The sequence below is a fragment of the Streptomyces catenulae genome (assembly GCF_000718015.1).
GTDB lineage: Bacteria > Actinomycetota > Actinomycetes > Streptomycetales > Streptomycetaceae > Streptomyces > Streptomyces catenulae.
This window is the reverse complement of sequence record NZ_JODY01000018.1, coordinates 34,026-58,729: the sequence shown is the minus strand read 5'-3', so window position 1 is coordinate 58,729 and position 24,704 is coordinate 34,026. Positions and strand designations below refer to the sequence as shown.

The 24,704-nt window shown below is 71.7% G+C and carries 23 protein-coding genes and 2 pseudogenes; 8 read left to right on the top strand and 17 right to left on the bottom strand.

Features of this window, described 5'->3' with window-relative positions; all coding sequences use genetic code 11:
• Positions 1–29: 29 nt before the first annotated feature.
• From IF23_RS0117505 to IF23_RS0117465, 9 genes are all read right to left on the bottom strand, one after another.
• Complete coding sequence (locus IF23_RS0117505) at positions 30–1,307, bottom strand: thymidine phosphorylase (protein WP_030284682.1); 1,278 nt, start codon at positions 1,305–1,307, stop codon at positions 30–32.
• A gap of 298 nt (positions 1,308–1,605) precedes the next feature.
• On the bottom strand, positions 1,606–2,007 hold the full coding sequence (locus tag IF23_RS0117500) for a cytidine deaminase (RefSeq protein ID WP_030284681.1): 402 nt from the start codon (positions 2,005–2,007) through the stop codon (positions 1,606–1,608).
• Entirely contained in the window at positions 2,004–3,287 is a 1,284-nt protein-coding gene (locus IF23_RS0117495; RefSeq protein WP_030284678.1) for an ABC transporter permease, read from the bottom strand. Before IF23_RS0117495 ends, IF23_RS0117500 begins: the two co-directional genes overlap by 4 nt.
• Positions 3,284–4,444: an ABC transporter permease gene (locus IF23_RS0117490; protein WP_030284676.1), complete on the bottom strand. Its 1,161-nt coding sequence runs from the start codon at positions 4,442–4,444 to the stop codon at positions 3,284–3,286. The genes IF23_RS0117495 and IF23_RS0117490 overlap by 4 nt, the downstream gene beginning before the upstream one ends.
• On the bottom strand, positions 4,441–6,072 hold the full coding sequence (locus IF23_RS0117485; RefSeq protein WP_078654049.1) for an ABC transporter ATP-binding protein: 1,632 nt from the start codon (positions 6,070–6,072) through the stop codon (positions 4,441–4,443). The genes IF23_RS0117490 and IF23_RS0117485 overlap by 4 nt, the downstream gene beginning before the upstream one ends.
• A 120-nt stretch (positions 6,073–6,192) precedes the next feature.
• Positions 6,193–7,224 carry a BMP family lipoprotein gene (locus IF23_RS0117480; protein ID WP_030284672.1) on the bottom strand — a complete coding sequence of 344 codons (1,032 nt, stop codon included), beginning with the start codon at positions 7,222–7,224 and terminating at the stop codon, positions 6,193–6,195.
• A 275-nt stretch (positions 7,225–7,499) separates the two neighbouring features.
• Positions 7,500–7,763, bottom strand: coding sequence for a YrhB domain-containing protein (locus IF23_RS0117475; RefSeq protein ID WP_030284670.1), 264 nt, complete (start codon positions 7,761–7,763; stop codon positions 7,500–7,502).
• Positions 7,760–9,406: a toxin glutamine deamidase domain-containing protein gene (locus IF23_RS0117470; RefSeq protein ID WP_078654048.1), complete on the bottom strand. Its 1,647-nt coding sequence runs from the start codon at positions 9,404–9,406 to the stop codon at positions 7,760–7,762. Before IF23_RS0117470 ends, IF23_RS0117475 begins: the two co-directional genes overlap by 4 nt.
• Before the next feature lie 235 nt (positions 9,407–9,641).
• On the bottom strand, positions 9,642–10,031 hold the full coding sequence (locus tag IF23_RS0117465; protein ID WP_245655011.1) for a hypothetical protein: 390 nt from the start codon (positions 10,029–10,031) through the stop codon (positions 9,642–9,644).
• A gap of 318 nt (positions 10,032–10,349) precedes the next feature.
• Between IF23_RS0117465 and IF23_RS0117455 the strand changes: the two genes are divergently transcribed.
• The 4 genes from IF23_RS0117455 to IF23_RS0117440 all read left to right on the top strand — a co-directional run bounded on the left by IF23_RS0117455 (position 10,350) and on the right by IF23_RS0117440 (position 12,505).
• A complete protein-coding gene (locus IF23_RS0117455) occupies positions 10,350–11,189 on the top strand; it encodes a helix-turn-helix domain-containing protein (RefSeq protein ID WP_030284664.1) in 840 nt (279 codons plus the stop codon).
• Positions 11,186–11,398 carry a DUF397 domain-containing protein gene (locus IF23_RS0117450; protein WP_030284662.1) on the top strand — a complete coding sequence of 71 codons (213 nt, stop codon included), beginning with the start codon at positions 11,186–11,188 and terminating at the stop codon, positions 11,396–11,398. Before IF23_RS0117455 ends, IF23_RS0117450 begins: the two co-directional genes overlap by 4 nt.
• A 150-nt stretch (positions 11,399–11,548) precedes the next feature.
• On the top strand, positions 11,549–11,755 hold the full coding sequence (locus tag IF23_RS0117445; RefSeq protein WP_030284660.1) for a DUF397 domain-containing protein: 207 nt from the start codon (positions 11,549–11,551) through the stop codon (positions 11,753–11,755).
• Positions 11,756–11,863: 108 nt separating this feature from the next.
• The gene (locus IF23_RS0117440) at positions 11,864–12,505 is read left to right on the top strand and encodes a hypothetical protein (RefSeq protein WP_030284658.1); all 642 of its coding nucleotides are present in this window, start codon (positions 11,864–11,866) and stop codon (positions 12,503–12,505) included.
• A gap of 56 nt (positions 12,506–12,561) precedes the next feature.
• Here IF23_RS0117440 and IF23_RS31325 read toward each other — a convergent pair.
• Positions 12,562–13,147, bottom strand: a pseudogene (locus IF23_RS31325) (alpha/beta fold hydrolase); the annotation flags it as partial.
• Here IF23_RS31325 and IF23_RS0117430 point away from each other — a divergent pair.
• Positions 13,132–13,344, top strand: a pseudogene (locus tag IF23_RS0117430) (CGNR zinc finger domain-containing protein); the annotation flags it as partial. The pseudogenes IF23_RS31325 and IF23_RS0117430 sit on opposite strands and share 16 nt — an antisense overlap.
• 62 nt (positions 13,345–13,406) lie before the next feature.
• On the opposite strand, the gene IF23_RS0117425 reads toward IF23_RS0117430, so the two are convergent.
• From IF23_RS0117425 to IF23_RS0117405, 5 genes are all read right to left on the bottom strand, one after another.
• Positions 13,407–14,678 (bottom strand): amidohydrolase, encoded by a 1,272-nt coding sequence (locus IF23_RS0117425; RefSeq protein ID WP_030284655.1) that lies wholly within the window; start codon positions 14,676–14,678, stop codon positions 13,407–13,409.
• Positions 14,679–14,870: 192 nt separating this feature from the next.
• Positions 14,871–16,199, bottom strand: a complete 1,329-nt coding sequence (locus IF23_RS0117420; RefSeq protein WP_425423848.1) for a hypothetical protein — start codon at positions 16,197–16,199, stop codon at positions 14,871–14,873.
• A gap of 28 nt (positions 16,200–16,227) precedes the next feature.
• The gene (locus tag IF23_RS0117415; RefSeq protein ID WP_030284651.1) at positions 16,228–17,154 is read right to left on the bottom strand and encodes an N-acetylneuraminate synthase family protein; all 927 of its coding nucleotides are present in this window, start codon (positions 17,152–17,154) and stop codon (positions 16,228–16,230) included.
• A 67-nt stretch (positions 17,155–17,221) separates the two neighbouring features.
• A complete protein-coding gene (locus tag IF23_RS0117410) occupies positions 17,222–18,523 on the bottom strand; it encodes an acylneuraminate cytidylyltransferase (protein WP_030284649.1) in 1,302 nt (433 codons plus the stop codon).
• A gap of 53 nt (positions 18,524–18,576) precedes the next feature.
• Positions 18,577–19,914 carry a DUF6716 putative glycosyltransferase gene (locus IF23_RS0117405; RefSeq protein WP_030284647.1) on the bottom strand — a complete coding sequence of 446 codons (1,338 nt, stop codon included), beginning with the start codon at positions 19,912–19,914 and terminating at the stop codon, positions 18,577–18,579.
• Positions 19,915–20,101: 187 nt separating this feature from the next.
• Here IF23_RS0117405 and IF23_RS0117400 point away from each other — a divergent pair, with 187 nt between their 5' ends.
• From IF23_RS0117400 to IF23_RS0117390, 3 genes are read left to right on the top strand one after another with little or no spacing between them, the layout of a single operon-like run.
• Complete coding sequence (locus IF23_RS0117400; RefSeq protein ID WP_030284645.1) at positions 20,102–21,079, top strand: glycosyltransferase family 2 protein; 978 nt, start codon at positions 20,102–20,104, stop codon at positions 21,077–21,079.
• Entirely contained in the window at positions 21,079–22,422 is a 1,344-nt protein-coding gene (locus IF23_RS0117395; RefSeq protein ID WP_030284644.1) for a polysialyltransferase family glycosyltransferase, read from the top strand. Before IF23_RS0117400 ends, IF23_RS0117395 begins: the two co-directional genes overlap by 1 nt.
• Positions 22,419–23,555: an acyltransferase family protein gene (locus IF23_RS0117390; RefSeq protein WP_030284642.1), complete on the top strand. Its 1,137-nt coding sequence runs from the start codon at positions 22,419–22,421 to the stop codon at positions 23,553–23,555. The genes IF23_RS0117395 and IF23_RS0117390 overlap by 4 nt, the downstream gene beginning before the upstream one ends.
• Before the next feature lie 34 nt (positions 23,556–23,589).
• Here IF23_RS0117390 and IF23_RS0117385 read toward each other — a convergent pair whose 3' ends face one another.
• Both IF23_RS0117385 and IF23_RS0117380 read right to left on the bottom strand, forming a co-directional pair.
• On the bottom strand, positions 23,590–23,961 hold the full coding sequence (locus IF23_RS0117385; RefSeq protein WP_030284640.1) for a VOC family protein: 372 nt from the start codon (positions 23,959–23,961) through the stop codon (positions 23,590–23,592).
• Positions 23,962–24,027: 66 nt separating this feature from the next.
• Entirely contained in the window at positions 24,028–24,696 is a 669-nt protein-coding gene (locus IF23_RS0117380; RefSeq protein WP_030284638.1) for a TetR/AcrR family transcriptional regulator C-terminal domain-containing protein, read from the bottom strand.
• Positions 24,697–24,704 lie beyond the last annotated feature (8 nt).

Genomic DNA, 24,704 nt, shown 5'->3' with positions numbered 1-24,704 from the left:
TCCGCGCCTCCGGGCCCGCCCGCTCCGCCTCAGCCGATCCGTTCCAGTACCACCGGCGTGGCCGCGAAGGTGGTGTCGGCGGGGCCGACGACGACCTGGTCGTCGAGGGCTTCGAGGGCGTAGGGCAGCTTCTCGGGGGTGTCGGTGTGCAGGGTGAGCAGCGGCTGTCCGGCGGCGACGAAGTCGCCCGGCTTGGCGTGGATCTCGACCCCGGCACCGGCCTGCACCGGGTCCTCCTTGCGGGCCCGGCCCGCGCCCAGCCGCCAGGCGGCGAGCCCGACGGCGTAGGCGTCCAGTTCGGTGAGGATGCCGGTGGAGGTGGCGGTGACGGTGTGCTGCTCGTGGGCGACGGGCAGCGGCGCGTCCGGGTCGCCGCCCTGGGCGAGGATCATGCGGCGCCAGTGGTCCATGGCGGAGCCGTCGGCGAGCGCCTTGGCCGGGTCGGCGTCGGGCAGTCCGGCCGCGTCCAGCATCTCCCGGGCGAGCGCCAGGGTGAGGTCGACGACGTCGCGGGGGCCGCCGCCCGCCAGCACCTCGACGGATTCGCGGACCTCCAGGGCGTTGCCCGCGGTGAGGCCGAGCGGGGTGGCCATGTCGGTGAGGAGGGCGGTGGTGCGGACGCCGTGGTCGGTGCCCAACTCGACCATGGTGGCGGCGAGTTCGCGGGCGTCGTCGAGGTTCTTCATGAACGCGCCGGAGCCGACCTTGACGTCCAGGACGAGGGAGCCGGTGCCCTCGGCGATCTTCTTGGACATGATCGAGGAGGCGATGAGCGGGATCGCCTCGACGGTGCCGGTGACATCGCGCAGCGCGTAGAGCTTCTTGTCGGCGGGGGCGAGCCCGTCACCGGCGGCGCAGATGACGGAGCCGACGTCGCGCAGCACGTCCAGCATCTCGGGGTTGGAGAGCTGGGCGCGCCAGCCGGGGATGGCCTCCAGCTTGTCGAGGGTGCCGCCGGTGTGGCCCAGGCCGCGTCCGGAGAGCTGCGGGACGGCGGCGCCGCAGGCGGCGACGAGCGGGGCGAGCGGCAGAGTGATCTTGTCGCCGACGCCGCCGGTGGAGTGCTTGTCGGCGGTGGGGCGGGTCAGTGAGGAGAAGTCCATCCGCTCACCGGAGTTGATCATCGCGGCGGTCCAGCGGGCGATCTCCGTGCGGTTCATGCCGTTGAGGAAGATCGCCATGGCCAGGGCCGACATCTGCTCGTGGGCGACCTCGCCGCGGGTGTAGGCGCCGATGACCCAGTCGATCTGATCGGCGGTCAGCTCACCGCGGTCCCGCTTGGTGCGGATGACGGAGATGACGTCCATGGAGACTTCCTTTCGAACGGTTATCCCTTTTTCTACACGCATAGAACGGCCGGGGCGAGGGCGGATGGCGCGGAACGGCGCCCGGGGCCGCGTGCGCCGGTACGACGGACCGGCACGGCCCGCCGGGACCGGTCCGGATCCCCCGGCGCACACCGCCCCGGACGCCACCGGGCCCGCGGCCGGGGCGCCCCGTACGCACGCTCCGGGGCGCCCCCGAGCCGTCCCGGAAACACCCCGGAGAAAACCCGGAGCCGCCCCGGGCGCGTGTCCCCGAGGCGGCCCGGCGCGTCAACCGGCCTCAGCCGACCAGATGGTGCGGTCCGAACGGATCCGGCAGCAGTTCGGCGAGCGGGCGGATGCCGGACGCGGTGTCGACCAGCAGCTCGGGGCCGCCGTGCTCGTGCAGCAGCTGACGGCAGCGCCCGCACGGCACCAGCAGCTCACCCGCCGCATCGACGCAGGTGAACGCCGTGAGACGGCCGCCGCCCGTGGCGAACAGCGCCGAGACCAGGCCGCATTCGGCACACAGCCCGAGGCCGTACGAGGCGTTCTCGACATTGCAGCCGGTGACCGTCCGCCCGTCGTCGACGAGCGCCGCGGCCCCTACGGGATACCCGGAGTACGGGGCGTAGGCCCGGGACATCGCGTCCCGGGCCCGCGCGCGCAGAGCGGTCCAGTCGACCGGCTCCTGTGAGGTCATGCGCCCTGTCCTCGACGGTAGGGCCGGCCCCCCGCCTTCGGCGGCCGCAGCCGCTGTGAGAAGAGCGCGAGGACCAGCAGGGTGGCGATGTACGGGCTGGCCTCGACCAGCTCCAGCGGCACCGTATCGGCGACGGCGTACCAGACCACCAGCGCCACGGCGACGACGGCGGCGACCGCCGCCTGGGCCCGCTTGGCGGCGCGCAGCCGGAACAGGGCGAGGACGGCGAGCAGCGCGGCGAGGCCGAGCAGCAGCGCGTGGACGGTGGGGCCGCCGCTGCGCAGCTGCATCGCGTCCATGAAGCCGAAGAGCCCGGCGCCCATCGCGACGCCGCCCGGCCGCCAGTTGCCGAAGATCATGGTGGCGAGGCCGATGTAGCCGCGACCGCCGGTCTGGCCGTCCTGGTAGAAGTGCACGCCGATGGAGAGGAACGCGCCGCCGAGCCCGGCGAGCGCGCCGGAGACCAGCACCGCCGCGTACTTGTACGCGTAGACGTTGACACCCAGCGACTCCGCCGACAGCGGCGCCTCACCGCAGGAGCGCAGCCGCAGACCGAACGACGAGCGCCACAGCAGGTAGAAGGTGGCGACGAAGAGGCCGAGGGTGCCGAGGGTGAGCCAGGAGACGTTGGTGACGGCCGCGCCGAGGATCCCGGCGAGGTCGGAGACGAAGAACCAGTGGTGCGCCTCGATCGAGTTCAGCCAGTCGGAGAGCCCCGGGACGGTGAACGTCGGCATGTCGGGCATCGGCGGCGACTGCTTGTCGTTGCCGCCCGCCGCCTGCGCCGCGCTGCCCTCCTGGCCGAACCAGAGGGTGGCGAGGTACTGGGTGGCCCCCAGCGCCAGGATGTTGATGGCGACACCGGAGACGATGTGGTCGACGCCGAAGGTGACGGTGGCGACCGCGTGGACCAGTCCGCCGAGCGCGCCGCCGACGATGCCCGCGGCGGCCGCCGCCCACGGCCCGTGCTGCCAGCCGATCCACCCGGCGGCGAACGAGCCGAGCATCATCATGCCTTCGAGGCCGATGTTGACCACCCCGGCCCGCTCCGACCAGAGGCCGCCCAGACCGGCGAGGCCGATCGGTACGGCGGCGGAGAGCGCGGCGCCGAACTGGCCGGTGGAGGTGAGGTCCGCGGTGCCGGTCAGGGCCCGCAGCCCGGAGACGGCGAGCAGGGCGACCGCGAGGATCAGCAGGATCCAGGGGTAGGTCAGCTTGCGCCGCCCGCCCTTCGCGGTGGCCGCGGCGGGCTGCGCCGCGGGCTTGAGGTCCGCGCTCACGCCGACACCTCCGACTTGTCGTTGTTGCCGGTCGCCCCGCCCGTCGCCCGGGCCGCCGCGGCCAGTTCCTCGCCGACCTTGCGCTGCTGGAGCCGGAGCCCGTAGCGGCGCACCAGCTCGTACGCGATGACGACGCAGAGCACGATGACGCCCTGGATGACGCCGACGATCTCCTGGGCGTAGCCCTCGAACTCCAGGCGGGAGCCGGTGCGGTCGAGGAAGGCCCAGAGCAGCGCGCCGAAGGCCATGCCGACCGGGTGGTTGCGGCCGAGCAGGGCGATGGCGATGCCGGTGAAGCCGATGCCCGCCGGGAAGTCGGTGCCGTACTGGAAGGACTCGCCGAGCAGGGTGGGCATGCCGACCAGACCGGCGGCGGCGCCGGAGAGCAGCATCGAGATGACGATCATCCGCTTGACGCTGACGCCGCTGGCCTCGGCGGCCGGTTCGGAGGCGCCGACGGCCCGCAGGTCGAAGCCGAAGCGGGTGCGGGAGAGCAGGAACCAGTAGAGGGCTCCGGCGATCACCGCGATCACCACGAAGCCGTAGACCGGCTTGGGGTGGGTCGGGAAGGAGAAGAAGTGGCTGGACTCCGGCAGGAACTTGGTGTGCAGGAGGTTGCCGTCCTTGATCGCGAGACGGCCGTCCTGGAGGAAGTAGCCGATGACCGACGCCGCGATGGAGTTCAGCATGATCGTGGTGATCACCTCGCTGACCCCGCGGGTGGTCTTCAGCAGTCCGGCGATCCCGGACCAGACGGCGCCGACCAGCATCGCGATCAGGATGAGCAGCACGATCTGGAGCGCGCCGGGCAGCACCAGCGAACCGCCGACCGCCGCGGCGGCGAACGCCGCGAGGCGGTACTGGCCGTCGACGCCGATGTTGAAGAGGTTCATCCGGAAGCCGATGGCGACCGCGAGCGCCGACAGGTAGTACGGGACCGCCTTGTTGACGATCCAGACCTGGCTGTCGCTGTAGTGGCCGTAATCGGCCATGATCCCGTACGCGCGGAACGGGTTCTCGCCGGACGCCAGGAAGACCAGCGAGCTGATCACTATCGCGGCGACGACGGCGAGCAGCGGGGCGGCGAGGGCGAGGATCACCTTGTCGCGGGTGGCGCTCCGCGCACCGCCCGCTGCGGGCAGCTTGGCGGCGGTCATGCCTGGTCACCGCCGTTCGGCTCGGTCTCGGCGGACGCCGGACGGCCGGTGTCGGCGTCCCCGTCCGCGGTGAGGTGGCCGCTGGCGGCACCGGTCATGGCGGAGCCCAACTCCTCCGGGGTGATCACGGCGGGATCCGCGTCCGCGACCAGCCGGCCCCGGTACATCACCCGCAGGGTGTCGGACAGGCCGATCAGCTCGTCCAGATCGGCGGAGATCAACAGCACGGCCAGGCCCTCACGGCGGGCCGTGCGGATCTGCTCCCAGATCTGCGCCTGCGCGCCGACGTCGACCCCTCGGGTGGGGTGCGCGGCGATCAGGAGCTTGGGGTGGTGGCTCATCTCGCGGCCGACGATCAGCTTCTGCTGGTTGCCGCCGGAGAGCGAGGCGGCGGTGACCTCGATGCCGGGGGTGCGCACGTCGTACTCCTCGACGATCCGCGCGGTGTCCTTGCGGGCACCGGCCGGGTCGAGGAGCTTGCCCTTGCTGTTGGGGCGTTCGGTGACATGGCCGAGGATACGGTTCTCCCACAGCGGCGCCTCGAGCAGCAGACCGTGGCGGTGGCGGTCCTCGGGGACGTAGCCGATGCCGCCCTCGCGGCGGCGGCGGGTGGAGGTGCCCGACAGATCGGCGCCGTCGAGGGTGACGGTGCCGCGGTCGGGGGTGCGGGTCCCCATGATCGCCTCGACCAGTTCGGCCTGGCCGTTGCCCTCCACCCCGGCGACGCCGAGGACTTCGCCCTTGTGGATGGTGAGGCCGATGCCGTCGAGGACGGTACGGACCACGCCGTCGGAGTCGGTGGCCGACAGGTGCAACCCGTCGACCTGGAGCATCGGCTCGTCGGTGACGGTCGACTCGCGGGTCTCGGGCGAGGGCAGTTCGCTGCCGACCATCAGCTCGGCGAGCTGCTTGGGCGTGGTCTCGTCCGGTGCGACGGAGGCGACGGTGGTGCCGCGGCGGATGACGGTGATGTCGTCGGCGACCGACAGCACCTCGCCCAGCTTGTGCGAGATAAAGATGACGGTCAGGCCCTCGGACTTCAGCTCCCGCAGGTTGGCGAAGAGCGCGTCGACCTCCTGCGGGACGAGGACCGCGGTCGGCTCGTCGAGGATGAGGGTGCGGGCGCCGCGGTAGAGGACCTTGAGGATCTCCACGCGCTGCCGGTCGGCGACGCCGAGGTCCTCGACGAGGACGTCGGGCCGGACGGCGAGGCCGTACGCGTCGGAGATCTCCATGATCTTCGTGCGGGCGCGCCCGCCGATGCCGTGCAGCTTCTCGGCGCCCAGGACGGTGTTCTCCAGGACGGTGAGGTTGTCGGCGAGCATGAAGTGCTGGTGGACCATGCCGATGCCGTGGGCGATGGCGTCGCCCGGGGTGTTCAGCGCGGTCTCGGTGCCGTCCAGCGCGATGGTGCCCTCGTCCGGCTTCTGCATGCCGTAGAGGATCTTCATCAGGGTGGACTTCCCGGCGCCGTTCTCGCCGCAGAGGGCGTGGACGGTGCCGCGGCGGACGGTGAGGTGGATGTCGTGGTTGGCGACGACGCCCGGGAACCGTTTGGTGATTCCGCGGAGTTCTACGGCAGGGGCGTCCGGCCGGGCCGGGGCGCTGCTCGTGGGTGCTGCGTTGATGGCGCACTCCCCTCGGGGATGAAGGAGCGGAAGGGGCGGGTGTGACGCGCGAGGGTCACGAAGGGGCGCGGCTCAGCCCCCGGGGCCCTGGCCGGGCCGCCGGGACGGTGCCGTCCCGGGCTACGGCGTCTCCTTGACCTTCACCTTGCCCTCGACGATCTTCTTCCGGGCCGCGTCGATCTGCGGCTGGATGTCCTTGATGAAGCCGCCGGACGTGGCGAGCTTGACGCCGTTCTTCTTGAGGTCGTAGGCGTGGATGCCGGTCAGCGGCTTCCCGTCCTCGACGCTCTTGATCAGGTCGTACACGGCCACGTCGACGTTCTTCACGACGGACGTGAGGATGCAGTCGCGGTACTTCGCGAGGCCCGCCTGCTGGTACTGGTCGGAGTCGACCCCGATCGCCCAGGCGCCCTTGCGCTTGCTGATCGCCTCGATGGACCCGGCGCCGGACTGACCGGCCGCGGAGTAGATCACGTCGATGCCGCTGTCGAGCATCCCGGAAGCCTTGGCCTTCGCCGCCGCCGGGTCGTTGAAGCCCTTGTCGTTGTTCGGGTAGAGGTACTGCGAGACGACCTTGGCCTTCGGGTCGGTGGCGCGCACCCCCTGCTCGAATCCGGCCTGGAACTTCTGGATCAGCGCGTTGTTGACGCCGCCGATGAAGCCGACCTTGTGGGACTTGCTCTTCAGCGCCGCGGCGACGCCCGCCAGATACGAGCCCTCGTGCTCGGCGAAGACCATCGCGTCGACGTTCTTGCCCGTCGGCACCGCGTCGACCACGCCGAACGTCGTCTCCGGGAAGTCCTTCGCGACGTTCTGCACCGACTGGCTGTACGCGAAGCCGACGCCGATGACGGGGTTGTACCCGGCCTCCGCGAACGACGAGAGCCGCTGCTCGCGGTCGGCCTCGGTCTCACCGTTCTTCGCGGTCAGCATCTTGACGTTGACGCCGAGATCCTTCCGGGCGTTCTCCGTGCCCCGCGCGGCCGCCTCGTTGAACGAGTGGTCGTCCCGGCCACCGATGTCGAAGGCGAGCCCGACGCCCGCGTGCTTGGCGCGATTCGCCTCGGCGAAGCTCTGCCCGCACGCGGTGGCGGTGAGCGCGAGAACCACGGTGGCGCTGGCCGCGGCGGCAATCCTGGTGACCCGACGCACGGGGCCTTCCCTTCGCTCCCGGAGCCCCCTGTGGCTCCGGCTTAGCGGGAGATTAACGCGCGTAGACATGGCGCAAAACCCTCTACGGCGGTGCCGTTATCGATTCGTCGTGAAGGGGTGGCGCGGGGCGGCGGCCAGGGGGCGGAGGGCCGGGGCGGCGTCCGGCGGGGAGGCGGCGCGGAACGGCCGCGAGGAGTGCCGCGGGTGGGCGGTACTCCTCGCACATCGGCCCGCCGACGGGTCCGCGGGTCGGCGGGCCGCCTCCCGGGGAGCGCTCACTCCCGCCAGAAATCCCTTTCCCCGATGGTCCCCATACGGGCCCGACCGGTGGTGAGGTCCACCAGGATCGGCCAGCAGTCGAGCAGCATGTCCCGGGGGTTACGGGTCTTCAGGTATTCCTCGCCGTTGAAAGGAACGATGAGAGTCCCGTCCTTTTCCCGCACCCGCTCACCGTCGATCACGAGGACCGGATCATAAGGTCCCGTTTCCCGCGCGAGGAGCTGCTCCGCCGCCTTCAGCGCTTCGGCTCTGCTCGTCATTTCGTCCTCATGAACTGGTAGTTGCTGTAACCCGCGGGGGCGGCATGTCCGCTCTGGGCGTCCAAAAATACCACGTCACCGCCGCGATTGATCACGTTGAAAACATGGCCGCCGTCCGGATCCGCGCCGTAGACGATGCCGCGCGCACCGTCGCCCGCACCCTTGATGTCCTTGACGATATTGGAAAGCGACCGGTTGACGAATCGCTTTCCCGGAAAATACTTCTCGACCGAGGCGAGAGAGCCACGCCCCAGCTCCGGGAGGGCCGCGGCAGGAGCACCGTCCAGGGCCCTTTCAACGCCGAGGACGCAGGCGCGGCAATTCGCCTTTCCGCCTCCGGGGTTCACCAGCTCCCGCAGATCGTCCGTCACCGGCGTCTTGTAGGAATCCCCGAGAACGGTCGTACCGCCCCCGCCTCTCCCCCACCGGACGTTCCCGATCCGGTTGAACGACTTCTCGTTCTTTACGGCCTTGAGCAGTTCTTCGACCTTGACGCCCGTCTTCCCCGCCTTCACCCAGCGCAGAAGAATGACCGCCCCGAGAACCCGGTCGGCGGGCGACAGGGCGTCGCCGGTCACCGTGTCCTTGCCGGTCAGGGCTTCCATGACACCCTTCGCGTCGCCCACGCCGGGGATCAGGTTCGCGACCGCGGAGACGACGGCCTGCCTGACCTTGTCGTCCTGTGCCTTGGGCCCGCCCCGGACGTAGTCGCCGACGCCGGAGAGGTCCAGATCCTTGAAGACGCCGCCGCCGACGCCCTTGAGCGCCTTGTGCAGACCGTCGAGGGCCTTACCCATTCCCGTGACGCCCTCGTTGGCCTGCCCGACGCCGTCGTTGGCGCCGGAAAGGGCGTGGTTGATCTGGTCCATCGCGGCGTTCGCCTGGTCGATGGCCTTGTTCATCCGCCCCAGGCCGGCATTCATCCGGTCCACGCCCTGGTTCATCTGATCCAGTCCGCGGTTCATCTCGGCGACGGCCGAATTCGCCTGGTCCAGGGCGACATTCATCTGATTCACGGCCTTGTTCATGCGGCCGACATCAGCATTCAGCCCGTCCAGGGCATGATCCATCCGGTCGAAACCGGAATTGATCTGGCCGAGTGCCGCGTTCACCTCCGGGTCGGTGACAATGTCCGCGGCACCCTTGACCACCGGCGCCATCAGGACCATGAGGTCGGACATCGCCTTCACCAGCTGCGCCGAGGTGTAGGCGATATCGGTGAAGGCTTCGAACGTGATCTGCAGGCTCTTGACGGATTGCTGTTGAGTGGCAACCAGCAGAGCCCCGACCTCCGGGTCCTCGAAATCTTCGGCCTTCACCTTGACGAGGGACGCCGTGAGCTTTTTCAGCTGCTGCGACTTCTCGTAAAGCTCCGGGAAGGCTTTCTTGGACTCCGTGTGCCATTCGTGCTCCGCGAGCACGAGCAGATAAATCTCCAGGAGTCCCGCCTTCCTGGAGAGGTCGCCCTTGACCTGATCCTTCAGACAGGACAGCTTCTCCCGGAGGGGCAGACCTTCACATTTCTCCAGCACCGAGCGGGTGGGCTTCGGTTCGGCTGCCGCCGCCTGCCCCATGGCTCCCGTGAAGAGAACGGACAATGCCAGCAGAAAGGCCGCGGCTCTGGTTTTCCAGCGGTGGTTCATGATTCCTTGCGTGTGACCGACGACAGAACGGCGCGCCGGGCTTCCCGACGGGACCGAAGGTCAGCTCCACCGCGTCGTCCTGCGACACGGCAAGGACATGAGGGGCGCGCCCGTCACCGTCGCGGCCACCCGGAACCACGCCCGGCGTGATCATATGCATCTCTGACGATCACTCCCCTTCCTCCCCCTTTTCCGGACAAATGAGGGAGTGAGAACCGGAGGCTCGCCCCGCAGGTCACACCGGCGGGTCGGTCGGATCCGCCGGTTCTTCGCTGTCCGGGTCTTCCTCGTCCGGGTCCGTCATTCGTAGTCCTCGGGACTCGGCGACGTACAAGGCGTCTCGTAGGCATTCGGCTAGGCGGATACCGGCGTAGCGCAACTCTCCGTAGGGGGACATCGGGTCGGAGAGTACGGCGTGTGCCTGGTCCAACGTCTGGCGACCGGCTGCTAGTTGGGTCTCTTCGAGGCTGTCGGCTAGGCGGGAGAGGAAGCTGCCCGGGCCGCTGGTGCTGAGGACACAGAGTTTGCCGTCGGCGGTCCACGGCAGGATGCGGACGTGGTGGGCCGGGTCGGTGTCGGTGAGGTGCGAGGTGGCCGCGGACCGGTCCGCGGGGGTTCCGTGCATGGCTAGCTCCAGGGATCTTCGGCGAGCGGGGGCGAGATCGTTCGAACGGTGCCCGGGACGTGTGACGCGGTGACGTCGGGGCCGAATGGGCGTCTCTCGCACCGGATTTCGGCACCGCCGCCCGTCATCGCAGGTCACCCCCGGAGCGCGGGGTGGCGCGGGCCCTGGCGAGGCCCTCGTACTCCATGAAGCCGCGTCCGGTAATCCCGACAATCCTGACAGGCATAGCCGCTCCTCTCCGTAGCCGTTCCGCTACTGGAGGGACTTAGAGTGGCCTAGCGGCTGGTCGTCTTCAACGTTCCGGAAACGGAGAGCACGTTGGTCAACATCAAGGCTCTGAATCCCGAGGCAAGCCCGCAAGCGGCCTTCGGCGCACGCGTCCGCAGTGCTCGCGAAGCACGCGGCTGGAAGCAGGACGATCTCGCCGAGGTCGTCGGTTACTCGGGGAGGCACATCTCGGCGATCGAAACCGGTCGCAAGCCTCCGACTCTGCGGTTTTCGCGCAGTCTTGACGCGGCGCTGGGCCTCACGGGGACCCCGGAGTCGTTCGAGCGCGGATGGGGCGAGATCCGCAACGGCAGCCTGCTGGAGGGTTTTCCGGAGTACGTCACTCACGAGGCGCGTGCGTCGGAGATACGGCTGTTCGACGTGGGGGCGATCCCTGGACTGCTCCAGACGCCGGAGTACGCAAGAGCCCTGGAAGAGGGCAACGTGAGGCGGGGCACTCTCACCCCCGAACAAGCCTCTGAGCGAGTGGAATTCCTGCTCGAACGGCAATCGGCCCTGGTTCGGCGCGTCCCGCCCATGGTGATCGTGGTGCTGGACGAGAGCTGTGTCCGGCGGCTGATCGGCGGGCCGAAGGTCATGGAACGCCAGCTTGCTCGCCTGGTTGAGTTCGCTGAACAATCGAACTCCGTGCTCCAGATGGCCCCGTATGCCATAGGCGAGCGGCGCCCGTTCAACCAGCTGGTGAACCTGCTGACGCTGCCCGACCGTTCCGTCATGTCCTATGTGGAGTCCCAGACCAACGGGCATCTGGACAGGGAAATCACGTCCGTGCTGCCGCTGGTGAGGGCCTACCATCAGCTGCAGGCGGAAGCGCTTTCCCAGGCGGAATCCGTGGCCATGATCGAGCAGTTGCGAAAGGGCACCCCGTGACGACCGACTCCCTCCCCCTGACCTGGATCAAGTCCTCCTACAGCGGCAACGGTGGCTCCTGCATCGAGTGGGCCCCGGCGCACGCGGCGGCCACCGGCATAGTTCCCCTCCGCGACTCGAAGGCTCCGCAGGGCCCGTCGCTCGCCGTCCCCGCCGCCGCGTTCGCGTCCTTCGTGGCGGGCGTCAAGGCCGGAGAGTTCCGCGCCTGAGCCGGATCCCGTACGGCGAAAGCCCCGTTCGGCCCTTCTGACCAGAGGGCGCCGGGCGGGGCTTTCGTTCGCCCTCTCGCGGTGGCGCCGTCGGGTCCCTAACCTCAGACGGAGCCATGAGCACGCCGACAAGCAGCGAAGGGGCACGTCGTGACGAACGCAATGCCGCGCTGGTTCAAGTCCTCGTACAGCGGGAGCGGAGGCTCCTGCATCGAGATCGCCGCCAACCTCGTCCCCTCCCGTGGCGTCGTCCCCGTACGGGATTCCAAGGACCCGGACGGGCCGTCTCTGGCCGTTCCCACCAGCGCGTTCGTGCGCTTCGTCGCGGGGGTCAAGGGCGGGGAGTTCCGAGGGTGAGCCGGACGGCTCCGTCGTATTAGTGAGCTGTTAGCGGAACGCCAAGCCCGTCTCCCAAAGTGGTGGTTGTCCAGGAGCGAGACGAACGACACCGCAACGGAGCTCATGATGATCACCGCCACCGCCCACCGCTTCCGTGGCCGCGCCGGCCGCCGTATCGCCCTCGCCGTGGCCGCCGCGGCGGCGCTCGGGATGGGGGTCACCGCCTGCGGGCAGAGCGACACCGGGGCGGGCAAGGTGAACGCCTCGACGGCGACGCAGGGCGAGGGGCAGGGGCAGTCCGCCGGGCAGGGGACGCCGAAGAGCGCGGGCGCCGGGGAGCACCACACGCCGGAGGGCGCCGAGGGCGGGGCCACCGGGGGCGACAACGGTGGCGGGTCGACCGGGGGCGGTAACGGCGGGTCCACGGACAACGGGAACTCCGCCCCGGACCAGCAGCCCGACACGGGTGAGAAGACGCTGGTCGGGAAGTTGTCCTACCTCGCGCCCGGCAAGCTGATCGTCAAGCCGGAGAGCGGCGGCATGGACCAGGCGTTCCTGGTCGCCAACGCGACGAAGATCCTCGGCGCGGCGGCCATCTGCGGGGACTCCGAGGGCAATGTCGCCATCGACAACGAGGGCTTCGGCACCCGCCGCTGCACCGTGGACCAGCTGGAGACCGCCGCCAAGACCGACAGCGTGACCGTCCGCGTCACCATGGACACCGGCTCCGGCGGCGCGGAGGTCGTCGCGGAGAAGTACCACCCGTAGTCCGGACCGTCCGGGCTCAGGGTCCCGTGGTCCGGGCCCAGGGCCCGTAGACCGTCTCAGGACCGCGCCGCCGCCACCGTTCGGGTCAGGAAGCCCCGGACGGTGGCGGCGGTGCTGTCCGGGTGGCTCTCCAGCAGGAAGTGGCCGCCGCCGGGGACGAGAGGGGTCTCGGCGTCCGGCAGGTCCCGGGCGAAGGCGCGGGCGCCGTCCGGGCCGAAGATCTCGTCGTTCGCGCCCCAGACCGCGAGCAGCGGGACGTGGCTCCGCCGGAAGTAGGCGTGGACCTGCGGGGAGAGCGGCGGGTGGGTGGCGTGGTCGCGGAAGAGGGCGAGCTGGACGAGGTCGTTGCCGGGGCGGGAGAGGTCGCGGTGGTCGGCGGTCCAGGTGTCGGGGTCGACGAGTTCGGGCCGGTCGACGCCGTGGAGGTACTGCCGGCGGATGGCGTCGAGGCCGAGGGCGGCGCGGACGGCGGGTTCGGTGGCGGGGCCCGGGGCGTGGGCGTAGGTCCAGACGGGGGCCCAGAAGCCGAGGTGGTCGGGGGCGATCACATGGAAGCGGTCGGCGAGTTCGGGGATCAGCCGTCGGAAACATGCGGGAGCTGGTGGGGAAGCCGTGGAGCAGTACTGCCGCCCGAGCGGCGGCTCGCGGTGGAGTTGGTGCTCGCCTGGTACGACGTCCGGGAGCACCGGCCCGGGCGGCTGCGGCCGTGCGGCAACGACGAGTGCCGTCTCTTCCTCCTCGACCGCAGCCGCGCCAACACCGCCCGCCGGTGCTCGATGAAGACCTGCGGCAACCGGCTCAAGGCCCGCCGCCACCAGGAGCGCGCCCGGCGGGGCTGAACGCGACGGCCCCCGCCGCTCCCGGGGTGCGGGAGCCGTCGGGGGCCGGTGCGGGCGCGGGCTCAGAAGACCGGGGCCGCCCCGGACAGGAGTGCCGCCGCCGTGAACAGCTCGACGCCGGTGCGGATCGCGGACTCGTCGACGTCGAAGTCGCCGCGGTGCAGGTCGAGGCGGTCGTTGCTGCCGGGCGGGCGGACGCCGAGGCGGGCCATGGCGCCGGGGACGTGCTCCAGGTACCACGAGAAGTCCTCGCCGCCCAGGGACTGTTCGGTGGTCTCGACGGCGGCGGGGCCGCAGCGGGCGGTCATCGCGTCGTGCAGCAGCTGTGCGCAGGCCGCGTCGTTGACCACCGGCGGGACCCCGCGGACGTAGGTGATCTGCGACTTCGCGCCGTGCAGGGTGGCGACCTCGTCGATGGCGGCGTGGACGAGGTCGGGGGCGCGGCGCCAGGCGTCCAGATCGAGGCAGCGGACCGTGCCGGACATCTCGGCGTGCTGCGGGATGACGTTGCAGGCGTGCCCGGCGTCGAGGCGGCCCCAGGTGACGGCGAGGCCGGAGCGGGCGTCGACGCGGCGGGCGACGAGGGCGGGGACGTCGACGGCGACCCGGGCGGCGGCGGTGACCAGGTCGGTGGTGAGGTGCGGGCGCGCGGTGTGGCCGCCGGGACCGTCGAGGGCGACCTCCAGGCGGTCGCAGGCGGAGGTGATCGGGCCGGTGCGCAGGCCGATCCGGCCGGCGTCGACGCGCGGGTCGCAGTGGACGGCGAGGATCCGGCCGACGCCCTCCAGCACACCGGACTCGATGGTGTCGGGGGCGCCGCCGGGCAGCACCTCCTCGGCGGGCTGGAAGAGCAGCCGGACCGGGTAGGGCAGCTGACCGCGGCGGGCCAGCTCGGCGAGGACCAGCCCGGCGCCGAGGACGACGGTGGTGTGGACGTCGTGGCCGCAGGCGTGGGCGCGGTCGGGGATGGTGGAGCGGTAGGCGACGGTCTTGGTGTCCGGGATGGGCAGGGCGTCGATGTCGGCGCGCAGGGCCAGCAGCGGGCGGGCGTCGGGGTCGTCGTCCGCCGGGTCGTCGACGCGGGTGATGTCCGCCGGGTCGGTGCCGATGTCGCAGATCAGGCCGGTGCCGACGGTGAGGACGCGGGGTCGCAGACCGGCCGCCTCCAGACGGCTGCGGAGCGCCTCGGTGGTGCGGAACTCCTGATTACCCAGCTCGGGGTGCATGTGCAGGTCGCGGCGGAAGGCGATGAGTTCGGTGTGCAACGCCTCGGACAGGGCTCCGGGGAGCAGGTCCTGCGGGTCGGTCGGGTCAGGGGCGGCGGCAGGATACATCAGTTGGCTCACCCCGGGAAGGTTACGGTCCCGGAAGGGGCAACTGTCCCTGGATCAACAAAAGTTCAGCCCGTCAGGGGAAGATTTTCGAGCGGTACGCCGCATGGATGGTCGCGGGGCGGGGTATTTCCTTTGGTTTTCGCGCCGTGCGCGCCCGCGCCCCGAGCGCCCGCGCACCCCGGGGCCGCCGCCTCACCCCGCACCCGGGGGCGGCTCCTCCGTGGCGGATCCCGGCGGCAGCCGGTCGACGCCGCGGGCGGTGCCGGTGACGTCGTCCAGGAAGCCCTGGGCGCGGGGCGAGGCGCGGCTGGTGAGCCAGGTCGGGTCGACGTCGCAGACCGCGACGCGGACGCCGGTGCCGACGAGGGCGAGCGGCAGGGTGTGCACCACCGTCGAGGGGAAACTGACGATCAGTCGGCCGATGGGTCCGCGGCGGGCGATCAGCTCCAGCGGCAGATCGGGGCGGACCACCTCCAGACCGGTCTCGGTGGCGAGACGGTGCAGCTTGTCGGTGTGCTCGCGGCGGTGGGCGAAGTAGCGGGTGGCGCCGTGCGTACGGGCCAGCCGGGCGACGGCGGCCAGATAGCGGTCGGTGTCGACGACGCCGGTCTCGACGAGGGAGGTGCCGACGATGTCGGCGGCGCGGGTCAGCCGCGGCGGGCCGAAGCGGCGGCGGGTCCAGGCGAAGGCGTTGGTGGCGATGCGGACGCCGGGCGGCGCCTCGACCGGCATGGAGCTGAAGACGCCGACGGTGCGGCGGCCACCGTCCGGCGCCGGGGTGAGGCGGCGGCGCGCGGCCCGGGCGAACGGCGCGAAGAGCAGATCGCGCGCCCCCCGGCCGCTGCCGTGCCGGTGCCAGCGCACCAGCCGTTCGCCGCGCGCCAGTTGGGCGATGAACTCCATCGTCGCGGTGCCGTCGTCGACGACGACCAGGTCGCGGGCGGGGGCGAGGGTGAGCAGCAGCTGGACGTAGCGGGAGAACGGGTCGCCGATGACGATGCGCCGGGCGCGGCGCAGCAGCGGGGTGAGGCCGCCGATGGTGCGCATCGGGGCGGTCGCGCCGCCGCGGGCGTCCTCCCAGCGCACGGAGTGCCCCTCCTCGCGGGCGAGTTCGGCCATCCGGCGCAGCTGGCCGCGGGTCATCGGGTCGTGCGGGGAGAGGACGACGATGGTGAGGGCGGTGGCGGGCGGGCTCCCCGGGGCGGCGGTGGTCCGCGGGCCGCAGACGTGTCCGGGGGCGACCGGGGGCGCGGCGGCGCGCGCCGGGGCGTCCGGCGTCCCGGCGCCGTCCGGGCCGCCCGTGCCCCCTTCTTCGTAGGCCCACTCCAGCACGTTGAGCAGCTGAACCGGGCTTTCGACGAAGGCGAGGGTGGCCGGGGGCAGGGCGGTGGCGCCGGTGGCGGCGCGGTCGCGGGGGCGGGGCACCCCCGGGAGGCGGCGGGGGGTGCCCGCCGCCTCCTGGGGCGGGGCCGCCGCGCCGGGCGCGGGCGGCTCGGCGGGGCGGCCGTCGGATGCGGTCACGGGGGTGTCCGCCCTTTCCCTGGGCCGGTCAGACCGCGGCGGGGGCCGCGGCCTCCGCCTCGGCGACGACACCGGCGTGGCGGCGGAGCTTCTTCATCGGGCCCAGCTCGCTCTCGTAGACCTTCTTCACGCCGTCGCCGAGGGACTCCTCGATGGTGCGGATGTCGCGGACGAGGCGGGACAGGCCCTGCGGCTCGACGGAGGCGGCCTGGTCGGAGCCCCACATGGCGCGGTCGAGGGTGATGTGGCGCTCGACGAAGGTGGCGCCGAGGGCGACGGCGGCGAGGGTGGTCTGCAGACCGGTCTCGTGGCCGGAGTAGCCGATCGGGACGTTCGGGAACTCGTCCTGGAGGGTGTTGATCATCCGGAGGTTCAGCTCCTCCGCCTTCGCCGGGTAGGTCGAGGTGGCGTGGCAGAGCAGGATGTTGTCGCTGCCCAGGACCTCGACGGCGTGGCGGATCTGCTTCGGGGTGGACATGCCCGTCGACAGGATGACGGTGCGGCCGGTGGCGCGCATGGCGCGCAGCAGCTCGTCGTCGGTGAGGGAGGCGGAGGCGACCTTGTAGCAGGGGACGTCGAACTTCTCCAGGAAGGCGACGGACTCCACGTCCCAGGGGGAGGCGAACCACGCGATGTTCCGCTTCTTGCAGTACTCGTCGATCGCGCGGTAGCCCTCCTCGTCGAACTCGACGCGGTGGCGGTAGTCGATGTACGTCATCCGGCCCCAGGGGGTGTCGCGCTCGATGTCCCACTGGTCGCGCGGGGTGCAGATCTCCGGGGTCCGCTTCTGGAACTTCACGGCGTCGCAGCCGGCGTCGGCGGCGGCGTCGATCAGCGCGAACGCGTTCTCCAGGTCGCCGTTGTGGTTGATGCCGATCTCGCCGGTGACGTAGACGGGACGGCCGGGACCGGCCTCGCGGTTGCCGAGGGTGCGGATGCGGGAGTTGCCGCTCATGGGGAGGTCCTTCATGTGTGGGTGGGTGCCGGGCGCGGTGCCCGGCGGTGCGGATCGGTACGGGTGGTCAGAGGGACGGGCCCAGGAGCCAGGAGGCGATCTCGCGGACGGCGCCGCTGCCTCCGGGTGTGGCGGTGACGGCGCGGGCCGCGCCGCGCACCACGTCGTGCGCCCCGGCGACGGCGACGGGCCAGCCGACGACGTCGAAACAGAGCAGGTCGTTGACGTCGTTGCCGACGTAGAGCACCCGCTCGGGCGCGACGCCGGACTCCTCGCACCACTGCTTGAGGGCGAGGTCCTTGCGGTCGATGCCGTGCAGGACGGGGATACGGAGCTTGCGGGCGCGCGCGGCGACCACCGGGTTCTGCTCCGAGGAGAGGATCAGCAGCTTCAGGCCCGCCCGGCGGAGCGCGGCGATGCCGAGGCCGTCACCGCGGTGGACGGAGACGAACTCCCGCCCGTCCGCGTCGATCAGCACCCGGTCGTCGGTCTGGGTGCCGTCGAAGTCCATGACGACCGCGTCGATGTCGTCCGCGCCGGGCAGCGCGGCGGGCTGCGCCCCGTCGAGGAGCGGCGCGAGGGCGCGGGCGCGGGCCAGATCGTGCGGGTCGTCGATCTCCAGGACGCGCGCCGGGTCGGTGCGGACCGGCTCGGTGCGGCCGAAGAAGCGGTGGCCGACGGCGCGGAAGCCTGCGCTGTCCATGGCGTAGGCGGCGCCGGTCTCCAGCAGGTCCTGGGGGCGGTCCTGGCGGCGCGGGCGGAAGGACTTGTCGTGGTTGACGCCGTAGCCGCCGGAGGGGGCGACGGCGGTCGCGGTGGCGCGGCGGGCGGTGGCCGGGGCGGCGTCCACGGCCGTCTCCAGGGCGCCGTCGTCCAGCGCTCCGGCGGCCTCCGCCATGGTGTCGGCGTCCCGCCAGACGAAGCCGTGGAAGGGGGCGACGGTCAGCGCGGTGTCGGCGCCGCCCTCGACGACGGCGGCGGCGACCCCGTCGACGTCCTCGGGGGTGAGGAACGGGCTGGTGCACTGGACCAGCAGCACCGCGTCGACGGTGGCCGCGTGCTCGGCCTCGTACGCGTCCATGGCGTGCCGTACGGCGGCTTCGCTGGTGGCGGTGTCCCCGGCGATGTCGCCGGGGCGGCGGACGACGACGGCTCCGGCGCCGCGGGCGACCGCCGCGATGGCGTCGTCGTCGGTGGAGACCACGACATCGGTGATCAGCCGACCGGCGCGGCAGGCGCGGACCGCGCGGGCGACCAGCGGGACGCCGCCGACGGCCGCGAGGTTCTTGGCGGGCACGCCCTTGGAGCCGCCGCGCGCGGGGATGACGGCCACCACGACGGGCGGGGTGACGGGCGGGCGGTGCGGCATGGCGGGCTCCTTCCGGGGGCCGCGCGGGCTCCCCTGACGGGCGGACGGAACGGTCACAGCTGCCCCCAGCGGCGGATGACGGGGGCGACGCGCTGGACGCCGTGGCGGTAGGCGCCGCGGGCGGCGTCGCGGACCGCGTCGCGGGCGACCCGGCGCAGCCCGCCGGGCGCCTCGCCGCCCTCCGGCCCGTAACCGGCGACGGGCACACCGCGGCTGTCCAGTCCGTAGCGGGCGAGGATGCCGGGGAGGTAGCCGGGGGCGGTGCGCGGTGTGTAGTACGGCGTGAGCGGCGGCAGCGGACCGGCGGAGCGCAGGGCGGCGACCTTCTCGCGGACCGCGTCGAAGGCGTGCGGATAGCTGCCGTCGGCACAGACGCCCTGACGGGCGAGCCATGCGGGGTCGGGCGCCGGCCGGTGTCCGGCGTCGAGGTCGTCCCAGGAGGCGAGGCAGCCGGAGCCGAGGAAGTGGTGGTTGCCGAGGACCTCGCGGATGCCGAGGTCGGTGAGGACGGCGGTGGGCACCCCGCGGTGCAGCGACTCCAGCGCGGCGGTCGAGGAGACCGTGACCATCAGGTCGGTACGGTCCAGGACCTCGCCCATGTTGCCGTAGACCAGACGGCAGTTGGCGGGCAGTCCGCCGGGGAGCTTCGCCGCCAGCTTCTGGTACGGCAGCTCCTCGATGTGTGTGGTGTGCTCGCCCGGCTTGCTGCGGAGCTTGATCAGCACCTCCCGCCCGGGGTGGGTGCGGGCGTGCTCGACGGCGCGGCGCAGCAGGTAGGCGCGGTCGGCGCGGTTGTCGGGCACGGACGGCTGGGCGGCGAACACCACGGTGTACGGGGCGTGTTCCCCGGTGTAGCGGTCACCGCCGAGGAACGGCAGGGCGCATTCGGTGACGGCCGAGTCGTCGGCGCCGACGCCGCGGTAGACCTCGCGGAAGCGGTCCGCGTCGTGCCGGGAGTTGGCGAGGACGACGTCCGCGCCGTGGCGGAGCAGCAGTCCGTCGGCGAGCTTCTCGTAGACCACGCCGACGTAGCCGGTGACGACGGCGGGGCGGCGGTCGGTGCCCTCCCAGGCGCGGGCCAGTCCGTGCAGCATCGCCTGGACACCGCCGCCGACCAGCGACAGGACGACGGTGTCGTAGGGCTCGGCGGATCCGGCGTCGGCGCGCATCAGGTCGAGGAAGTCGATCCCGCGGATCTCGCGCAGCGTCTGCGCACGGGCGCCGATCTCGGTGAGCTGGCGGACCGTGGGAGTGGCGCGACCGCGCAGGAGGTAGCCGTCGAGCCGGGCCTCCGGATGGATTCGGTACGCTGTCGAAGCGCCCCATTTCCACCGGGTGTCCGAGTCGGCGAGTACGGCGACCCGCGGCGTAGAAGGGGTAGGTGAGGGCACGTCGATGACGCTAGGAATCGATTCGGTTCGGCGGGCCAACCACCGCGCAACAAAGGGTTAACAGCGGGTCGCCGAATGGCGAACCGGCCCCCGATTCGGGCCGGTTAACCGTCCCGACATTCTTCGTTCACCGTGCCGCCCGCCCGCGGTAAAGACGAATGGCGGCGCCGCCCCTAACGTCACCCGGGTGGTTAAGCTCTCCGTCATCGTGCCGTTCTACAACGTGCAGACATACGCGCCCGACACCCTCAAGAGCCTGGCGGCGAACGCCCGGGAGGACTTCGAATTCCTGCTCGTCGACGACTGCTCGCGCGATGAGACACCGCAGATCCTGGAGCGTGCCGAGCGGGAGCTGCCGGGCGCCCGGCTGCTGCGGCACGAGAAGAACGGCGGACTCGCCACCGCCCGCAACACCGGGCTCGACGCGGCGCGCGGCGAGTACCTCACCTTCCTGGACGGCGACGACTGGCTGGCGCCCGGGTATCTGAGCGATCTGCTGGGCGCCATCGAGGAGTTGGGGTGCGACTTCGTCCGCACCGACCACGTCCAGTGCACCGCGCGCGCCCGCACCATCAGCCGGGTGCCGCACGGGCGGCGCGGGGTGGTGATGAACCCGCGGGACGTGATCCTGCCCGCCGACCGCTCCACCTCCGTCGACTACGCGTACGCCTGGGCGGGCGTCTACCACCGGCGGCTGCTGGACAGCGGGGTGCTGCGGTTCCGCGACGGGCTGCGGACGGCGGAGGACCGACCGTGGATCTGGCGGCTGCACCGCGAGGCGGAATCGATGGCGGTGGTCGGACTGCTCGGGGTGTTCTACCGGCGCGGGGTCGCCTCGTCGCTCACCCAGATCGGCGATGTACGGCAATTGGATTTCCTGCGCGCATTCGATCAGGTCATCGAGGAAACCGCACAGGACCGGGACGCGGACAAACTGCTTCCGAAAGCGGTCCGGACGTATTGCGCGATCATTTCCCACCATCTCGGCTCCCTGGAACGTTTTGAGCCGCAGGTGGCGCGCGCACTGCGGGAATTGAGTGCGGCGGCGCTGAAGCGTATGCCGCAGGACGTACTGAAGGAAGCGTTGGATTCCATGGATGTGCAGCGTGCGTCCCGGCTGCGGCGGCTGCGCCGCCGACCCGTCACCTCGGGGGTCGCCGCCTGATGGGTACCCGGCCACTGACCCGCATCTTCCTGGCGTCGACCCTGTACGGCACGGCGACCCTCGCCGCCGCCCTGGACAGCGGCGCCTTCTCCCCCGCCGACCGCAATCTGCTGCTGATCTGCAACAACGCGGCGACCCCGGAGACCACCCCGGCGCTGGACGCGGCGCCCGGCTTCGCGAAGCTGCGCGCCCGCTTCGACGGGGTGCTGTCCTGGAACGAGACCATCCACCCCTTCCACCCCGGCGGCTGGTCCCCGCGCCCGGACGACGTCCCGCTGTGGGAGCGGTATCTGCGCAAGGAGTGGGGGCTGGGCGACGACCGCGTGGCGCTGGTCGTGGAGTCCATCCAGGTCAACCCGGCGCTGGCGGTGGCGCAGCTCTTCCCGGACGCGCCGGTCGACGTCTACGCGGACGGGCTGATGAGCTACGGCCCGACCCGCAACAAGCTCGACCCGCTGGTCGGCACCCGCATCGACCGGCTCCTCCACCTGGACCTGGTGCCGGGGCTCGTCCCGCTGCTGCTCACCGAGTTCGGGGTGGCGGCGGAGACCGTGCCGACGGCGGCGTTCACCAAGGTGCTCGGTGAACTCGACGAGGCGGCGGGCGCGTTGGAGCTGCCGGAGGGCGGGGCGCTGCTGCTGGGCCAGTACCTCTCCGCGCTCGCCATCCTCACCCCGCAGGAGGAGGAGGACCTGCACGTACGGATGGTGCGCGGCGCGGTCGCGCGCGGCCACCGCACACTGGTCTTCAAACCGCATCCGTCGGCCCCCGCGCGCTGGTCGCGACTCCTGGAGCGGGAGGCGGAGCAGCTCGATGTGACGCTGACGGTGCTGGACACCCCGGTGCTCGCCGAGGTCGTCTACGCCCGGATGCGGCCGGATCTCGTCGTCGGCTGCTTCTCCACGGCGCTGCTGACGGCGTCCGCGTTCTACGGGCTGCCGGTCGCCCGCACCGGCACCAGGATGCTGCTGGAGCGGCTCACGCCGTACCAGAACAGCAACCGCATCCCGGTGACGCTCGTGGACGCGACGGTGCCGGACCTCGACGATCCGGCGGCCACCGCGGTCAAGCCGGTGCCGCCGGGTCTGGTCGAGGCGGTCGGCTATGCGATGCAGCACCAGATCTACCCGCAGCTGCGCCCGGCCGCCGAGCGGTATCTGAGCGCTCATCTGACGCCGTACACCCGCCGCTACTTCAAGCGGCGGCGGCTGACCGCGCTGGCGCTGCCCGGCGCGATCCCGTCGCAGCTGGCGTTCCTGCCGCGCAACCCGGCGGTGCTGCGGGTGGCGCGGCGGGCGCGGGCGGTGCAGCGGCGGCTGAAGAAGCGGGTCGCGACCGGATGACCGGGCAGCTGACCGCCCCGGCGCCCGCAGCCGGGGCGGACGCACCGCCCGCCGCCCCGGAGCGGACGCGCCGTGCGCCGTCCCGGCTGCGGGCGCTGGACGGGCTGCGGCTGCTGGCCGCGCTGATGGTCGCCGCGTACCACTACGGCGGACGCGACGGGGAGATCGGCACGGCGTGGGGCTCCTCGCCCGCCGCGCAGTTCCCGACCGCCTCGGGCTTCTTCGCGTACGGCTGTCTGGGCGTGCAGATCTTCTTCGTGATCAGCGGTTTCGTGATCTGTCTCAGCGGCTGGGGGCGCACCCTGCGGGCGTTCATCGCCTCCCGGATCTCGCGGCTGTATCCGGCGTACTGGGTCGCGGTGCTGCTGGTCACGGCGGTCTTCGCGCTGCCGGGCGTGGTGTACAAGACCGTGCAGCCCAGCGAGGTGCTGACCAATCTGACGATGCTCCAGATGCCGCTCGGCGCCCACCGGGTGCTGGGGGTGTGCTGGACGCTCTGGGCGGAGATGCGGTTCTACGCGCTCTTCGCGCTCTGTGTGGTGCTGCCGGGGGCGACCCGGCGCCGGGTGGTGCTGTTCTGCGCGGGCTGGACGCTGGCCGCCGCGCTGGCGCAGGCGGCCCATGAACCGCTGCTGGACACCGTGCTGATGCCGGAGTACGCACCGTTCTTCATCGGCGGCATCGGGCTGTACCTGCTGCACCGCTACGGCGCCCGCGATCCGATCGCCTGGTCGATCGTGCTGGTCAGCTGGTTGATCGGCCAGCATTTCGCGGTGGCCGGACTCTGGCACCCGGCGTCCGCGGGCGGCTTCTCCTACCGCTCGCAGTTCGGCATCGTCGCCGTCGTCACCGCCGGTTTCGTCCTCGTCGGGGCCATCGCGCTGGGCCACCTCCGCTGGGCGGACTGGCGCTGGCTGACCGTCGCCGGTGCGCTGACCTACCCCTTCTACCTCGTCCACGAGCATCTGGGCTGGGTCGTCGTGCACGCCCTGCACGTCGGCGCCGGACTGCCGTCGTCCGCGACGCTGGCGCTGACCGTCACCGCCATGCTGCTGCTGGCGTGGCTCCTGCACCGCCTGGTGGAACGCCCGCTGACACCGCTGCTGAAACGGGCGATCGACCCCAGGCGGTGAGGGGCCGGGGCGCCCGCGCGGCGCGCGGGCGCCCTCAGCCGATGAGGGTCCGCTTCGGCCGGACCACGCAGAATTCGTTCCCCTCCGGGTCGGCGAGGACGGTCCACGACTCGTCGCCGCGCTGGCCGACGTCCACCCGGCGGGCGCCGAGGGCGAGGACGCGCGCGATCTCGTCCTCCCGGTCCTCCGCGGTGGTGGTCAGATCCAGGTGCAGACGGTTCTTGCCGGTCTTGCGGTCGGTCACCGGCATGAAGCAGATGCCCACCGGGGCGTTCTCGTCCGGCCCGATCACCACCTCCCGCTCCCGCTCGGACAGGATCCGCCACCGCAGGACCGCGGCCCAGAACCGGGCCAGGGCGGGCAGATCATGGGTGTCGATGACGATGTGGTGCGGCGCCAAAGGCATGTCGGCCAGTATGCGCGCGGCCGACCGGAAGCGCTTGCGTGGCGCGCCCCGGCCGAAAAGGCACCGTCAGCCCGCGGTCGGCCGTATCTCCGTCGTCGCCTCGATCCCGGCGATGATGATCCGCAGCCCCGCCTCGAAGTTCCGCTCGATGTCGCCGAACAGCTCGGCACCGGCGCGCGCCGCGTACGGATAGCGGTCGCCGAGCCGCGCGGTGCGGTCCGCGTCGTCGTACGCCGGGTCGCGGAACTCCGGGTGGGCCGGATCCGGGTGGACCGACTGCTCCTCGATGACCAGACCGACGGTGAAGTTGTACGCCGTCCACCACGCCCGGACCGCGTCCGGGAAGGCGAAGCCCGCCCCGACGAGCCGCCGCAGGAAGACGTCGTAGGGCTCGGCGTATCCGTGGCCGACCATCCGGGTGCCGCTGAAGACCTTGGCGCCGTCGCGGTAGCCGAGCAGTCCGTGGCGCATCCCGCGGCAGGTCTCGGCCAGCTGCTCCTGCCACGGGGCGGCGGACTCGGGCTCCGCCAGCAGCGGGGTGGACATCCGGCGCATCATCTCGGTGGCCATCTCGTCGAGCAGCTCCTGCTTGTTGCGGACGTGCCAGTAGAGCGCGGGTGCCTGGACGTTCAGCTCCGTGGCGATGCGGCGGACGGTGAGCCTGTCGAGACCGACCTCGTTGAGCAGCCGGAGGGCGGTGTCCACCATCTTTTTCCGGTCGATGCGCGAAACCATGTTGACAA

What these genes read in the sequence shown, in the direction of transcription:
- IF23_RS0117505 (WP_030284682.1), bottom strand. Translation starts at nt 1,307, where the DNA reads ATGGACGTCATCTCCGTCATCCGCACCAAGCGGGACCGCGGTGAGCTG.
- IF23_RS0117500 (WP_030284681.1), bottom strand. Translation starts at nt 2,007, where the DNA reads ATGACCTCACAGGAGCCGGTCGACTGGACCGCTCTGCGCGCGCGGGCC.
- IF23_RS0117490 (WP_030284676.1), bottom strand. Translation starts at nt 4,444, where the DNA reads ATGACCGCCGCCAAGCTGCCCGCAGCGGGCGGTGCGCGGAGCGCCACC.
- IF23_RS0117475 (WP_030284670.1), bottom strand. Translation starts at nt 7,763, where the DNA reads ATGACGAGCAGAGCCGAAGCGCTGAAGGCGGCGGAGCAGCTCCTCGCG.
- IF23_RS0117470 (WP_078654048.1), bottom strand. Translation starts at nt 9,406, where the DNA reads ATGAACCACCGCTGGAAAACCAGAGCCGCGGCCTTTCTGCTGGCATTG.
- IF23_RS0117465 (WP_245655011.1), bottom strand. Translation starts at nt 10,031, where the DNA reads ATGCACGGAACCCCCGCGGACCGGTCCGCGGCCACCTCGCACCTCACC.
- IF23_RS0117440 (WP_030284658.1), top strand. Translation starts at nt 11,864, where the DNA reads ATGATCACCGCCACCGCCCACCGCTTCCGTGGCCGCGCCGGCCGCCGT.
- IF23_RS0117425 (WP_030284655.1), bottom strand. Translation starts at nt 14,678, where the DNA reads ATGTATCCTGCCGCCGCCCCTGACCCGACCGACCCGCAGGACCTGCTC.
- IF23_RS0117415 (WP_030284651.1), bottom strand. Translation starts at nt 17,154, where the DNA reads ATGAGCGGCAACTCCCGCATCCGCACCCTCGGCAACCGCGAGGCCGGT.
- IF23_RS0117410 (WP_030284649.1), bottom strand. Translation starts at nt 18,523, where the DNA reads ATGCCGCACCGCCCGCCCGTCACCCCGCCCGTCGTGGTGGCCGTCATC.
- IF23_RS0117395 (WP_030284644.1), top strand. Translation starts at nt 21,079, where the DNA reads ATGGGTACCCGGCCACTGACCCGCATCTTCCTGGCGTCGACCCTGTAC.
- IF23_RS0117390 (WP_030284642.1), top strand. Translation starts at nt 22,419, where the DNA reads ATGACCGGGCAGCTGACCGCCCCGGCGCCCGCAGCCGGGGCGGACGCA.
- IF23_RS0117385 (WP_030284640.1), bottom strand. Translation starts at nt 23,961, where the DNA reads ATGCCTTTGGCGCCGCACCACATCGTCATCGACACCCATGATCTGCCC.
- IF23_RS0117380 (WP_030284638.1), bottom strand. Translation starts at nt 24,696, where the DNA reads ATGGTTTCGCGCATCGACCGGAAAAAGATGGTGGACACCGCCCTCCGG.